The 14,943-nt window shown below is 39.0% G+C and carries 11 protein-coding genes and 1 other RNA gene; 10 read left to right on the top strand and 2 right to left on the bottom strand.

Annotated features, from left to right (window positions below; translation table 11 throughout):
- Window positions 1–96: 96 nt before the first annotated feature.
- Window positions 97–564, bottom strand: coding sequence for an Lrp/AsnC family transcriptional regulator (locus C427_RS15125; RefSeq protein ID WP_007641249.1), 468 nt, complete (start codon window positions 562–564; stop codon window positions 97–99).
- A 213-nt stretch (window positions 565–777) separates the two neighbouring features.
- Here C427_RS15125 and C427_RS15120 point away from each other — a divergent pair, with 213 nt between their 5' ends.
- A complete protein-coding gene (locus tag C427_RS15120) occupies window positions 778–1,824 on the top strand; it encodes a Glu/Leu/Phe/Val dehydrogenase dimerization domain-containing protein (protein ID WP_007641248.1) in 1,047 nt (348 codons plus the stop codon).
- Window positions 1,825–1,953: 129 nt separating this feature from the next.
- An RNA gene (gene ffs, locus C427_RS25055) (signal recognition particle sRNA small type) lies at window positions 1,954–2,050 on the top strand.
- 22 nt (window positions 2,051–2,072) lie between these two features.
- On the opposite strand, the gene C427_RS15115 is transcribed toward ffs, so the two are convergent.
- On the bottom strand, window positions 2,073–2,360 hold the full coding sequence (locus tag C427_RS15115; protein WP_007641242.1) for a late competence development ComFB family protein: 288 nt from the start codon (window positions 2,358–2,360) through the stop codon (window positions 2,073–2,075).
- A gap of 491 nt (window positions 2,361–2,851) precedes the next feature.
- On the opposite strand from C427_RS15115, the gene C427_RS15110 reads away from it, so the two are divergent.
- The 8 genes from C427_RS15110 to C427_RS15075 all read left to right on the top strand — a co-directional run bounded on the left by C427_RS15110 (window position 2,852) and on the right by C427_RS15075 (window position 14,941).
- Window positions 2,852–5,695, top strand: coding sequence for a TonB-dependent receptor domain-containing protein (locus C427_RS15110; RefSeq protein WP_322786678.1), 2,844 nt, complete (start codon window positions 2,852–2,854; stop codon window positions 5,693–5,695).
- Window positions 5,696–7,812: 2,117 nt separating this feature from the next.
- A complete protein-coding gene (locus C427_RS15105; RefSeq protein WP_007639031.1) occupies window positions 7,813–8,577 on the top strand; it encodes a DUF3450 domain-containing protein in 765 nt (254 codons plus the stop codon).
- 5 nt (window positions 8,578–8,582) lie between these two features.
- Window positions 8,583–9,935, top strand: a complete 1,353-nt coding sequence (locus C427_RS15100) for a MotA/TolQ/ExbB proton channel family protein (RefSeq protein ID WP_007639030.1) — start codon at window positions 8,583–8,585, stop codon at window positions 9,933–9,935.
- A 1-nt stretch (window position 9,936) separates the two neighbouring features.
- A complete protein-coding gene (locus tag C427_RS15095; RefSeq protein ID WP_007639023.1) occupies window positions 9,937–10,461 on the top strand; it encodes a MotA/TolQ/ExbB proton channel family protein in 525 nt (174 codons plus the stop codon).
- 12 nt (window positions 10,462–10,473) lie between these two features.
- Entirely contained in the window at window positions 10,474–10,872 is a 399-nt protein-coding gene (locus C427_RS15090; RefSeq protein WP_007639019.1) for an ExbD/TolR family protein, read from the top strand.
- A 1-nt stretch (window position 10,873) separates the two neighbouring features.
- The gene (locus tag C427_RS15085) at window positions 10,874–11,485 is read left to right on the top strand and encodes an energy transducer TonB (RefSeq protein ID WP_034899572.1); all 612 of its coding nucleotides are present in this window, start codon (window positions 10,874–10,876) and stop codon (window positions 11,483–11,485) included.
- Window positions 11,485–12,747 (top strand): tetratricopeptide repeat protein, encoded by a 1,263-nt coding sequence (locus C427_RS15080; RefSeq protein ID WP_007639015.1) that lies wholly within the window; start codon window positions 11,485–11,487, stop codon window positions 12,745–12,747. The genes C427_RS15085 and C427_RS15080 overlap by 1 nt, the downstream gene beginning before the upstream one ends.
- A 115-nt stretch (window positions 12,748–12,862) precedes the next feature.
- Window positions 12,863–14,941 carry a hypothetical protein gene (locus tag C427_RS15075; protein ID WP_007639009.1) on the top strand — a complete coding sequence of 693 codons (2,079 nt, stop codon included), beginning with the start codon at window positions 12,863–12,865 and terminating at the stop codon, window positions 14,939–14,941.
- Window positions 14,942–14,943 lie beyond the last annotated feature (2 nt).

Genomic DNA, 14,943 nt, shown 5'->3' with positions numbered 1-14,943 from the left:
TTGCAGTATTTTATTCTACAGAGCCGAGCTTAAATTGTGATAAAAATTTAAATCTAATTTGTACGAAAAATATGCTGATATCTAAATAGCAGATTTTCAAAGATTTTTAATGGGTAATTCAGTGGTGTTTTTAACTTGTTTAAGCGCGAACGTTGAACTTAAATGGTCGACTAAGGGAAGATTTGTCAATTTAGTTTTAAGTAAGTGTTCATACTCTTCGATACTTTCGACAATAACTTTCAACAAATAATCCTTATCACCACTAGTAGTATGACACTCAACTATTGATTCAATGTTTTGAACTGCCTTTTCAAAGTCATTTAATGACTCTCCATCATGATTTTTTAAGGTGACATAAATGAAAACTGACACACCTAGATTTAATTTTTTATTATCCAACAATGTCACTTTCTGAAGAATAACCTTCTCAGCTTCGAGTCGTTTAACTCTGCGCCAACATGGCGTGTGTGACAAACCCACTTTTTGACTTAAATCAGCCATCGAAACAGTCGCGTCTTTTTGCATGACTCGCAAAATTTCTCGATCGAATTTATCTAGTTTCATAATTTTTTATTTTATTGAGAGTATTTAATTGGCTGATAGCATGATGAATGTTTAATTCTTTTTCAAGACAAAAAAGAGGATATTTATCCTAGTGACACAATTCATCTGTGATTTTTTAGTTTAACTAGTTTGACTGCACAATAAAGTCGCAAAAGATGTCCTACATCTTGTGGGATATGATTAGTGTATAGGAACATTTAAAGAGTGAATGAGATGTCGGTTTTTGAGCATAGTGAATTTGATGGGCACGAACATGTGGCTTTTTATCAAGATAAAAAAAGTGGTTTGAAAGCAATCATTGCTGTGCATAATTCAAATCTAGGTAATGCCCTAGGTGGGTGTCGTATGTGGCCATATGCTAGTGATGAAGAAGCACTGCGAGACGTATTAAGACTGTCCAAGGGCATGACTTATAAAGCCGCGATGGCTGGGCTTAAACAGGGGGGCGGCAAGGCTGTTATTATTGGCAATCCTCGAACTGAAAAAACACCAGAAAAAATGTTTGCTATGGGTAAGTTCATTGATAGTTTATCTGGGATATACATCAGTGCTGAAGATTCAGGTTTGACAGTTGATGACTTGAAACTAATGGGTAGACAAACCGCTCATGTGGCAGGTATTCATGCCAAATATCATATTAATTCTGAACCAGCTGATGGAAATCCAGCTCCATCAACGGCTTATGGCGTGTACGTTGGTCTTAAAACAACGGTAGAACATGCGATGAATTCTGAGCTTAAAGGAGTAAAAGTCGCTATTCAAGGTCTCGGGCACGTTGGAATTCGCCTAGCGAAACATCTATATAAACAGGGAGCCAAGTTATATGTCAGCGATATCCATCCTGAAAACATTGAAAAAGCAGTCAGCGAGTTTTCTGCCACGGCAGTCAGCCCTGAAGATATTTATGATTTAGATGTTGATGTATTTGCCCCTTGTGCAATGGGAGCCATTCTTGATGCCAAAAACATTGCGAAATTAAAAGTGAAAGTGATTGCTGGTGCAGCGAACAACCAGTTGGCTAAAGAAGAGTTTGGTCAGTTGTTAGCAGATAAAGGGATCCTGTATGCCCCAGATTATGTGTTAAACGCTGGTGGGATAATAGACATATATCACCAATCAATTTCTAGTTCAGATAAAGGTTTACGAGACCATATTGAAAAAATAAGCAATACACTACTAGAGATATACCATCGCGCTCAGTCACAAGGGGTTGCTACTAATATTATCGCTAATCAAATTGCTGAAGAACGATTTGGTTGATTTCTATTCGCTGAATACAATTTCGGAAAAAATGTCGTGAAAAGAGTATTGCATCTGACATAAGCTTTGTTCATAATGCATCCCCCTTAACGCGATGCGAAAGTTTTGTTAAGGATTTCAACGGTGACCTTTCGGTCCCCTCGCAATGATAATTTGTGAACCCGGTCAGACCTGGAAGGGAGCAGCCGCAGCAAACGACTCATGTGCCGAGGTGTGGCTGGAAGGGCACCACCAATCCTAAATTCCTATTATGTCGCTGACTTTAGTTTCTTCTCAATAACATTTTGATCTAAAAAGCTTGCTGCCTGACTAACCGCGTTTACTGCATTCATTTCCATCTGTTGACGTTCGCTTTGTGGCAAATAAAAGGACATGTCCACTTCAAATCTAATATATCGCGGTGGGATTTGGTTCAGAGCGAGGCAGCATAAGTCTGCTAAATAATCTTCACCCTTAGACTTATTCAAGCCTAATGTTTCAATCCTATCAAGTACTAAGTGTTCGTAATAGTTATGGATATCATCATCTAGTTTCATGTTTTTTACCTTTAATATTAATTCATGCGTCCAATATATACATTGTTAAGTGGTTTCGTCTAACACTTTAGTTTCCTAGCTGTTCACAATAGTTAATGTTTTATCTTGATGACAGAAATAATTAGCAAAACAAAAATCACTAGACAAATAAATGTAGATAATTTCTTATCAATATGGCTGCATGTTTAGTTATATGTTGTGCCTTATATTGTTTGGGTTGTATTTTTGACCAGATGTAATAATCCTGTTTGTTATTGGATTAGAGGGTCAATACCTTCATTTTAAAAGTCGTTTCAACGACCAAACACTATAAAATATTTTGGTCAAAGGAGAGATACATCTTTATAAATTCAAAATTGGCGAAGTCAATTCGTCTAGCGATGGCTATGAGCGTAGCGTCATCGATAATGGTCGTTTCAGGCTCGATAAATGCACAAGAAGAGTCAACTGAATCAGCTGAATCAGTTGACTCACTTAACTCAATTTAAAAGATTTCAATTACAGGTAGTCGTATTCGCCGACCTGGTGCTGTTTCTACCAGCCCAATTTTCTCAATGAGCTCTGAAGAGCTTGGTTTCTTTCAAGAGCCTGAAGTGGAAAGAATGCTTAAAGTATTGCCTAGTACAATTCCGGGTGATGGTGCCAACGTAAACAATGGTAGTGCGGGTGCTGCAACAGTTGACTTACGTGGTTTAGGTACTCAGCGTACATTGATTTTGATGGATGGTCGTCGTATGACACCTTTCAATTTTAATGGTCAAGTTGATACTGCTTCTATTCCTACCGCATTAATACAAAGTGTTGATGTTGTAACGGGTGGTGCTTCAGCAGTATATGGCTCTGATGCCATATCAGGTGCTATTAACTTCATCATGAAAAAGAATTTTGAAGGTGTTGAATTACAATACAATCATGCTGTAACAGGTGATAATGATGGTCAGAAAGACAACATCTCTTTAACGTTAGGTTCAAACTCTGCTGACGGTAAAGGTAATATTGCTTTATCTGTAAGCTGGATGAATCGTGACCAGGTACTATTAGGTGACCGTCCATTAGGTTTGCTGGGTATCGACAGTGAAACCGGTGCGGGTCTTAATGAATTTAGTGCCGGTCTTCCACCCGTTCCTGGCCCTGCAGGTTGTGACGGTCCTAATGTTGTTGATTTTGTTTTAGGAAGTGGTTCAACTACTGCTATCCCAACAAAGTTTGCACTCGTGGGTTATGCGCCGGCTAATGGGCAATTTAGAAATGACGGTAGCATTGGTGCAGATTGTAGCCGATTCAATTTCAACCCTTTTAACTTCTATCAAACTCCCGCTGAGCGTTATTCTGCGACCGCTATTGGTCATTATGAAATCAATGACAATGCTACTGTTTATAGTACATTCAACTATAACCGTCAGTCTGTTTCACAACAAGTCGCTCCTTCAGGTACGTTTGGCGCTAGATTTGACATACCCCTTGCTAACCCATTCATCGTTGATCAGGCTCGCCAATACATGATTGATGCCGGTAACGATGCTCTTGCAGCGGGCTTATTAAATACTCCAGGGTTGACTAACTGGATTGATAGTAATGGAAGCGGTGACGTTGATGCTGCCGATTACTTAAATGTGCAATTACGTCGTCGTACAGTAGAGTTTGGTCCACGCTCAGAACTTTTCAACACAGACCAATTTTCTTTGCTAACCGGAGTTGAAGGTGAATTGTATGGCGATTGGATGTATGACGCCTCATATCAATATGGTGAAACAAACCGTGTTACTACACGTGGTGGCTACACTAACCTAACTAACATTCAAAACGCATTAGACAGTACGGATGGCGTTAACTGTAAAAATGGTGTTTCTTCTTGTGTGCCACTTAATTTATTTGGTGGTTTAGGCACGATTACACCTGAAATGGCGGCTTATTCAACGGCAACCGCTCTTCAAACACAAGCCTACACGCAAGAAATTATACTTCTTACGGCTAATGGTCCTGTAGAAGCGATAAAATCTCCATGGTCTGCAGAAGAACTTTCTATCAGTGTTGGTTACGAACATCGTAAAGAGACCGGTTCATTAGAGCCTGATGAGTGTTTAAAACAAGCGCCGGCCAGTTGTCAAGGCGGTGCCGGTGGTAACTTACTTGCCATTAATGGTGGTTTCTCTTCTGAAGAGCTTTTCATTGAAGGTATTTTACCGGTATTGGAAGATGTTGCTTTTGCTGAACGCGTAGATATAGAATTTGGTTATCGTGGTGCAGATTATAGCTCTGTTGGCTCTGTAGATACGTGGAAACTGGGTGCCACATGGCAACCAACTGACCAAGTATTAATCCGCGTAATGCAGCAATCAGCAACACGTGCTCCAAACGTTGGTGAGCTTTCTTCTCCTGTCGTGACAGGTTTAGATAACGCAACGCTAGATCCATGTTCAATTGCTAATGTGAGTAACATTGATGCAGCGTTAACGGCTCTTTGTTTATCAACAGGTATGCTTCCAGCGCAAGTAGGTGCGGTACAAGATATTATCTCTGGTCAAGTTAACGCCTTCAATGGCAGTGATCCCGATAATGCACCTGGTGCAGAAGATGCTGAAACATTTACTGCTGGTTTTGTTTACACTGCTGATTTCTTGGATGATTTTGTACTTTCAGTTGATTATTACGACATTCAAGTTGACGATTATATTGGTGAATTCTCTCCTCAAGAAGTGCTTGATGGCTGTTACATAGGCGGCGATACCGTTGCATGTTCAAAAATCAAACGCATTGGTGGTGATTTAACCATTTCTGGCTCTGGTATAGAGTTGTTTACGACTAACCTTAAGTCTCGTCAGGTTGAAGGCATCGAAGTAAACGTAGACTTTAGCGTAGATTTAGGTGAAATGGGTGAGATATCATTTAATGCTAACGTAAACAAATATTTAACGCATGAACAACAAAGTTCTAATGAATCTGTATTAATTGATTGTAAAGGACAGTTTGGTACAACTTGTAGTCCGACATCTGACTTGCGTTGGGTTCAGCGTACAACATGGCAGTTGAATGACTTCACAGTTTCTGCTCTATGGCGTCACATGAGCGGCGTTGATATTCAAAGTGACCAAATTGTTGACACATTTGCCCAGTTTCAAAGTATTGAAAGTTATGACTATGTCGATTTGTTTGCGAGCTATCTCTATAATGAGCATACTAAATTTACGTTTGGTATAGATAACATCTTCGAAAAAGATGCGCCTGTTTTAGGTGGTGAAGTTGGTTCAACTTCATTTAACAGTGGTAATACTTTCCCAAGTACTTATGACAATCTTGGACGTATGTATAAAGCCGGGGTTAAATTTACTTTCTAATTTAGAAGGTATGTGACAATAATCTAGATATACAGTTTATGCCGCCCGCTAAAATTAGTGCGCGGCATTTTTTTTCCCAGCGAAGCTCGCAAACCTGACAGGCTTAAATAAGCCATAGGAAGTGAGTAATATACAGCGAGAGCGAGTCTGTTTCGGCGTGGTGGGTGGATGAGCTTGCAAAATAGCGTAATGCCCAATACCTAATCAGACCCACTGCGTGATTGAGGGTGGCATGGCTAACAGGGAACTGTTGCAGTAACTGGTGGAGCCTGAAATCAATGTTCAACAGAGCGGTAGTGTTTAAAGAACTGCGTGTGTTGCGAAAGGGGAAGCGAACGATAAGTCTCTGTTTTACTTTTTTTGAAGTGTTGTGGGCTCACAATTACACCGACGGGCGCAGAAATCTTTATTGCAGTTGCTTGGAAACAAATGGACTGATTTAAAGTTCACTTGGCGTAGGTTGCCACCTTATATGGAGCTAGCACGCGTCAAAGGCAGGTGAAGTGGAAAGCTACAACAAGGATGACAATGAGTCAACGACGGCAAGTAAATTTTGAGGTTGAAGAGTTTACTCGAGTTTTTATGTGCAACGGCTGCATGCGAATTTTAACGGCAGCCTTTATAAATATGCGTCAAGAGCGAAACGCGCGGCAGGCATCGATAAGCAGAGCGATTTTGCTGCGGATTTGCAGTGTAATTAAAATCTTATTGCTTTAACTAAAAGACAAAAATTATCAAGGGCAGGCCGTTAGACGGTTAGAAATACCCAAAAATGATGGCAGTATGCGTTTGTTGGGGATACCGACAGCGCAAGAGGTTTTTAGGCAATTAAATACTGTGTTCGTGGGTTTGTTAATTATTTCAAAATAACCAATTGCAAGCGAGAGTTTACATTGCTAATTATGGGGATGAGGCGCTTAGGCGTCATCCAGTTGGGGCTATGGAAGCAGCCCAGCTGTATACATTGACGGTTAAAACACCTTAGCTTAAAGGGAAATACATCTTCATCAAAATGCAATCATGGCGCAATATAAATTGTCCTGTGTCAACTATTGCAATGAAGAATAGTTGGTTCGATGAATTAGGACTTTATCATATTGATAGGGTATCCCAGGAATAGCTTTTTACCACAATATTGTAGTTTATGGTGTGTATGAGCCATATGAGAACCTTACGTTTGGTTCTATAGGAAAAGGGGTAAATCCTTCACTCTCTCAAGTTTGTCCAGATATATTATTCTCAACCGACTAAGCACTGACTAAATGAGCAGCACATATTCCTAAGCTTTGGCTAATGTAAGGTGAATGGTTTTATCATTTAACGCAATGCTGCTTCTTCGTTAAGACTGATTTGGAGTGTTTATGGGATAATAGTGGTATTGAAATCATCTAGATTGATGTGCTGAAGGACATCATTAAAGTGTCAGGTCAGGGATGTGGTGTGTGAGAGCGAGGGGTATTCTGAGCTATTTTATTTTATATTTTCCATATCCTTCTATGACATTGAAGTTACCACGGCCGTCAATGTCAGCGCATGACGGCCGTGGTTAGAATATTAATCTGAGGGAGACGTAAACTTTAAGTTATTATGGTACGGTCAAATGGCCAAACACTCGACTAATACTGGTTTTCTTCCCTGTGAATTGAATATTCCTAGTCATACCTATCAAGCCTATAGATACTATAAATTTCAATTCTTAATGCATTGTTTAGTCTTTTGTTGAGGTTTAAATACTGTGGGACACTATCAACATTCTAAAAATCTGCGTAATTATTAGCTGATTATTATGTACAAATATCTTCTTTTTTAGCTATAAGATTTTATATTAAGACCAATATTTAGTTAACTTCATAAATCGAGTTCTGTTATTAAATGTTAATTTGTATGGTGATATGATTAGTTTATGAACACTGATTGGCTGATTGTAATAATTTCTGTCTTAATGGTTGTAGTTTCTTGACAATTTACTTACATACGTGTGAATATTCTTTGGTCTTGGTCTTTATTCTTATAAATTCAAAGTCCCTTGAAAAAAGAACTTTATAGCCCCTTGTCAATAAAATTTATGGCTTGACGAGGATTTAAAATAAAAAAATTGGTTGGGAAATATGTCCAAAATGAGCCAGAGAAACCTTATTGCTTCTGCCGTCGTCGGTGCGATAGCACTCGGCAGCAGTGCTGTTGTCTCTGCAGATCCGTTAAACGAGCTTCACAAAGAAGAAGCTAAAATTCATGCGGCTGCAGCGAAATCCCAAAAGAAAATTAATAACCTGTACGAACAGTCACAGGAATTGTTTATTGAGTACCGCGGAGTTGTTGACGAAACAGAAAATCTGAAAGTCTACAATGACTACGTATCTACATTGGTTGCAGATCAACAACGTAGTATCGATTCATTACAAACACAGATTGATGGTATTGATGGCGTTAAACGTGGCGTAGTTCCGCTAATGTTTAGAATGATTGATAGTCTTGAGAAATTCATTGACCTTGACATTCCAATTAATCTTAATGAGCGTAAAGAGCGTGTAGAACGTTTACGCGATATTATGGCTAATTCAAATGTTACAACTTCTGAACAGTTTCGCCAGGTCATCGAAGCATATCAAATCGAAAACGCATACGGTGGTACAATCGATGCTTATCAAGGTAAGTTAGATTATCAAGGAACTGTAATTACAGTAGAATTTTTCAATTTGGGTAGAACAGCTCTTTTAGCTTTGTCACTTGATCAAAAGAGTGCTTGGGTTTGGGACAATGATGCTAGAGCTTGGGAAGAGTTGGGTGCTGAATTCATTAATCCAGTTGTAATAGCTGTGCGTATGGCGAACAAACTATTGCCAGCTGACCTTCTTAAACTACCAATCAAAGCTGCGGAGTGATATTGATGAAAACTGTATTTAAATCCATATTAGCGGCTGTGTCGATTACATTATTGGCCTCTTCAGCACAAGCCGCAACTTCGTTAGAAGAGCTTCTTGATGAAGTTAAAAAGAGCCGTGTATCCGAAGCACGTATCAATAAAGAACGTGAAGCAGAATTTCAGTCAGCTCGTTCTGACAAACAAGCTTTAGTAAGAAAGGCTCAAGCCGATCTTAAATCTGAAACGTCTCGTGGCGACAGGTTGCAAAAAGCATTTGCCGATAACGAAGTAAGATTAGCCGAGAAAGAAGTTGAGTTGACAACAGCCACAGGTACTTTAGGTGAAATGTTCGGCGTAGTTCGTCAAGCATCTGCCGAAGCTTATGGCCAAATTTCTACTTCAATTGTAAGTGCTGAATTCCCAGGACGTGGTGCGTTTTTAAAACGTATGTCTGAAGAAGCGAAAGGTCTTCCTAACATTAAAGAGTTAGAAGATCTTTGGTTTGCACTTCAGACTGAAATGACTGAGTCAGGACAAATTTCACGCTTTACAACTGATGTCGTAAATCTAGACGGTGGATCTCAGCAACAAGAAGTCGTTCGTGTTGGTACATTTAACTTAATTGGTGAGCAAGGTTATTTAGTTTACGATGACCAAAATGAAATGGTTCAACCTCTAGGTCGTCAACCTGATGGATATCTAGTTAGTTCTGCTAATGCATTACAAGCAGCTACTTCAGGTATTGTTCCATTTTATGCGGATCCTTCAAAGGGCGGTATTCTTAGCTTGTTGAAAGAAAAAGCAACAATGATGGAACGTTATCATGCCGGTGGTACTGTTGGTTATACTATTACAGTAATGTTAATCATTGGTCTAATAATAGGCTTGTATAAAGTGATTACACTCACATTAGTAGGTGCGAAAATGAAAACGCAACTTAAAAATGTGTCTAATCCATCTATTGGAAATCCCCTCGGTCGTATTTTGCAAGTGTATACAGCGAACAAATCTGCTGATACAGAAAGCTTAGAGTTAAAGCTAGACGAAGCCATTTTGAAAGAGCTACCGAGAATTGAAAGCGGTATCAATATCATTAAGATTTTTGCTGCTATTGCTCCTCTACTGGGTCTGTTAGGTACCGTTATCGGTATGATTGCCACTTTCCAACAAATTACATTGTTTGGAACCGGTGACCCTAAATTGATGGCCGGTAGTATCTCAATGGCATTGGTAACAACTGCTTTAGGTATTATTGCTGCCTTACCACTATTATTGACTCACAGTATTGTTGCTGGGCGCAGTAAATCTATTGTGCATATCCTTGACGAGCAGACTGCGGGCATAATTGCTACGCATGCTGAGACGGAGAAAGCTTAAGATGTTATACCTGATAGAACTATGGGAGTCTGTCAGGGATTTTATTGCTGCTGGCGGTGACGTACTTTATGTTGTCGCAGTAGCGCTCTTTCTTATGTGGGCATTTATGATAGAGCGCTTTTGGTATTTAGCTTCAGTTTATCCAAAGTTGAGAGATGAAATTATTTCCAACTGGGATGCTCGAGAAGATACTACCTCATGGTATGCGCATAGAATCCGTGACACATGGATTTCACAAGCTTCAGAAGGCCTTGGTACGAGAATGTTATTAATTAAAACTCTTGTTGCTATGTGCCCTCTTATTGGTCTGCTGGGAACAGTTACCGGAATGATCGGTGTGTTCGAGACCATGGCTGCTCAGGGTACAAGTAACCCTCGTCTAATGGCTGCAGGGATTTCTATGGCTACTATTCCAACTATGGCTGGAATGGTTGCTGCTTTATCTGGTGTTTTCTTTAGCTCTCGTCTTGAAGCTAAAGTGAAAATTGCTAGAGAAAAGTTAGTAGATGCCTTGCCCCATCATTAAAGAGAGGATCTTATGGGTCGTAAAGTTCGAGTAGAAGAAGATGCAACAATAGATATGACACCTATGCTGGACATAGTTTTCATAATGTTGATCTTCTTTATTGTGACGACTGTTTTTGTGAAAGAAGCAGGTGTTGAGGTTAATAAACCTAATGGCGACTTAGCTGTCATGCCAAAAAATGCAAACATTTTCATCGCGGTTACCGAAGATGGAAAGGTCTGGATTGATAAACGTGAAGTGGAAGTGGACCTTGTCCGTTCAAATCTAGAACGTTTAATGGCAGAACAGCCGTCTGATGTAATCATTATTCAAGCTGACGAAGAAGCTGAACATGGGCTTGTTGTTGAAGTCATGGATCAAATTAAAATGGCTGGTATTGATCGTATCTCAATTGCAACGGCAGGTAGCTAATATGGGTCGATTAATAGTTTCTATATTTATAGGTGGGGTAATAGCCTTCCTTCTTTTTGTTGTAATGGCAGAATTAATTTCTAATACGGGAAGACCACCTGAAAAAAGTGGTGAAACGATTATTATTGATATTGTTATGGCAACGCCAGATGATTCTACACAACTAAGAAAACGAGTGCCGCCACCGCCACCACCGCCGCCCAAACAGCCTCCCAAAATAGAGCCTGTTGAGCCTGATGTAGCGAAAGTCGATACAGATGGATTGAGCTTTAGTATGCCTAGTGTTGACGTTGGAGGTGCTTCAGTCAATATCGGTAGTGTAGGTGCAATGCGTGATGGAGACGCGACTCCAATCGTAAGAATTGAACCCAAGTATCCGGTTCAAGCTGCACGTGATGGTAAAGAAGGTTGGGTTAAATTATCTTTTACTATCAATGAAGTAGGTGGAGTTGAAGACGTAACAGTGCTAGATGCGGATCCAAAACGTGTTTTTGACCGTGAAGCAAGACGTGCTTTGGGTAAATGGAAGTACAAGCCTAAAATTGAAGATGGTAAACCGATGAAGCAATTCGGCCTAACAGTGCAACTAGACTTTAAGTTGGATCAATCATAATGAAGAAACATCTAAAACATTTATATGTGGTTTCAGTGATTTCTGTTGCCGCTGTCATACCCACGAGTGTTTATGCACAGGTAGCTGCTCCCATTGCATGTGCTGATTATAAACGAGGCCCAACTAATATTCCTGGTCAAAAAGTAGGTAAAAAGGTTGGAAAAGCCTTAGAAGCCTATAACAATGATTTAATCGATGAAGCGCTAGATATTTTGTATGAAATCGATACTTCTAATACATTTGACAGGGCTTTTACTGACAGATTTATTGGTAACCTGTTAGCTACTCAGAATGGCCAAGCAAAGAAATCAATCGAATATTTGCAACGAGCAGTTGCACCTAGCGAATTAAATGATTCTGAGCAGGTTGGTACAATCAAGCTGATTGCTGATTTAAGCCTTCAGGAAGAGCAGTATGATAGTGCCATTAAATACTATCAAGATTGGATGAAGGTTACTTGTAAAGAAGACTTCGATGTCTATTTTAGAATGGCCAACGCTTATTATCAGACTCAAAGATTTGCTGAAATTATTATGCCTATCAACAAGGCAATAGCCTTAGCTGAAAAGCCTAATAAAACTGCTTATGCACTTAAAATGACTTCTTATTACAACCGCAAGATGTATAAAGAAACCATAGAAGTGCAGGAAGAAACAGTGCGGATATTTCCTGATGACAAAGGACAATGGACCCAACTTGGGTTCTTTTACATGCTTGTTGAAGATCACAAAAAAGCATTATCTACATTTGAGATGGCTTACAATCAAGGCTTCTTGACAAAAGCTGCTGAGATTAAAGCGCTTAGCCAGTTATATTCAATGAATGACATACCTGTAAAAGCGGCTCAAATATTAGATAAGCATATTAAGTCCGGTTTAGTTGATAAAGACGAAAGAATGCTCACTAGTGTTGCGTCATCATATCAACAAGCTAAAGAGTTTAAAGAAGCTGCTGACTTTTATGGACAGTCTGCTTTGTTAGATTCTGATCCTGATTTATATCAAAAGCAAGGCATGGTTTACTATGCTTTAGAGAGATATAACGATGCTATTGTTGCGTTGCAAAAGGCATTAGATGGCGGCTCGGATAAAGTTGGTGCTATTCACTTAGCTATGATGCAAGCAAACTTTGACAAGGGAGACTTTAAGTCTGCTTACAAACATGTGCAGGAAGCAAAACAGGACAGGTCCACCGCTCGAAACGCGAGGAGTTGGGAACCTTATATAAAGGAAAAGGCTAAAAACCGAAATATAAAACTTTAATCTAAGAAGCTCCCCTCAGGGAGCTTTTTTTTACAACACTATTTTATTACTTTAATAAAAGTATTGTTTAAAACTCATTATAAAATTTAATTTTAAGTCAATGCCTGAATAATCAATGCAATATTTCATATCAGTTTTTATTAGTGCTTTTCTGATTTTTCAAATTCAACCCATTATTTCAAAAATCATATTACCTTGGTTCGGGGGCGGTGCGAGTGTTTGGACCACTTGTATGTTGTTCTTTCAATTCTTTTTATTAATAGGTTACTTATATGCTTATATTCTGACGAAAATATTGAAAGTGAAGCATCAGATTGTTGTACATTTGGTTTTCTTATTATGTAGTTTATTTTTGTTACCTTATAATATTTCTGATATTCAAAATACACTTTCAAGTGGACCACCAACCTGGGCCGTATTGAAAGTATTATTTTTGGGTTTAGGATTTCCTTATTTAATATTATCAGCCAACACACCATTATTGCAGCATTGGTTCACCAGAGAAACGAATGGCGCGAATCCTTATAGGTTGTATGCCATTTCAAATATAGGCTCATTTTTGGCTTTAGTGAGTTACCCAGTATTATTCGAACCTTTCATGACTCTCGACTGGCAAGTTAAGATGTGGTCCAGTATTTATTACCTATTTGTGCTGTTAGTTGCTTGGATATTTTTTATAGTTGTTAAGCAAAATAATAAAGATAGCCATTTTATCCCCGAACATATCATTAATCCTAAAGTCGGTTCTTTCAGACTTATATTATGGTTTATGTTGTCTGCATTAGGGGTGGTATTGTTGGTGTCAACCACTAACGCATTGACCCAAAATGTACCACCTGTGCCCTTTTTATGGCTCGCACCTTTAGCCATATATTTACTAACCTATGTGGTGACATTCAGTAATCTTGGTATCTACGTTAGATACCTATGGCTACCTTTCTTTATGCTTCTGTCATTTGTGGCCTTGCTAATTTATTTTATTGGTGGGCAATTTGACATCATTACTCAATTATTGATTTATCTGCTGATTTTATTGTGTGGCTGTATGATTTGTCATGGTGAATTGAATTCACTTAAACCCAAGCAGGGCAACACAACTTTGTTTTATTTAGTTTTATCTTGCGGTGGGGTGTTTGGTAGTTTTTTGGTGTCTTTTGTTGCTAAGAGTGTTTTCGACGAGTTCTTAGAATTTCCCCTTGCGATTTTTAGCGTACTAGTATTAGCAACTGCTTCCTTGTTGTGGAATAAACAAGATATTCTTGTAGACGCTAAACCCATTCTTTCTGGTGTTAATCATCGCCATCTTTCAATATTAGCTGCAGGTAGTACCGTTGTTGCGCTGGTCTGGTTATTAGCTTTCAGCAAACTAAATAACCAATACCAGCAGTACGACATTGCAAAGGCCCGAAATTTCTACGGGATACTTACAGTCAAAGATATAACTAAAGACAAAGTTAACGAGAGAAGGTTAATTGATGGTACTACTTCACATGGTAGTCAATCTTTACCTTTGTCTAAGTCAGCTGTGCCGCTGAGTTATTATCGTCCAGGTACAGGTGTACAACTGGTCATTGAAGAGCTGTCTAGTGACATCAATTTACAAGTTGGTATCATCGGTTTAGGGGTAGGGGCTTTGGCAGCCTATGGTCAGCCTGGAGACCATTATACTTTTTATGAGCTCAACCCACTGGTTTCAGACTTTGCTAATGAATATTTTAGTTATTTGGACCGTTCTAATGCTGCAGTGGATGTCAAATTAGGTGATGCTCGGGTTACTTTGCAACATGAATTAGATTTAGGCCTAAATAATGGATTTGACTTGCTGATTATTGATGCCTTTTCTGGAGATTTAATTCCTACACATTTGATGACTAATGAAGCGTTTTTATTGTATCAGCAGCATATCAAGACCCAAGGTGTTATGGCTTTGCACCTTTCTAATCGGCATTTGTCACTTTTGCCTGTCATTATACAGCACAGCATTACCTTAGATATGCAGGTTATGTTGTTTGAAACCCCTGGTAACGGTAATGAACATGATGCCCAGTGGGTTGTGTTAACAAATAATAGTCGAATAACCCAATCACCAAATCTAATTTATAAGCAATCCGTGATATCAAAGGAGCAATATAAAAAGGTATTGTGGACGGATGATTACTCAAGTTTGTTGCCTATTTTAAAGGTCCTAAACTAGAA

Origin of the sequence: Paraglaciecola psychrophila 170 (genome assembly GCF_000347635.1) — a bacterium.
GTDB lineage: Bacteria > Pseudomonadota > Gammaproteobacteria > Enterobacterales > Alteromonadaceae > Paraglaciecola > Paraglaciecola psychrophila.
The sequence above is the reverse complement of the archived record's forward strand: the minus strand, read 5'-3'. Positions and strand labels throughout refer to the sequence as shown.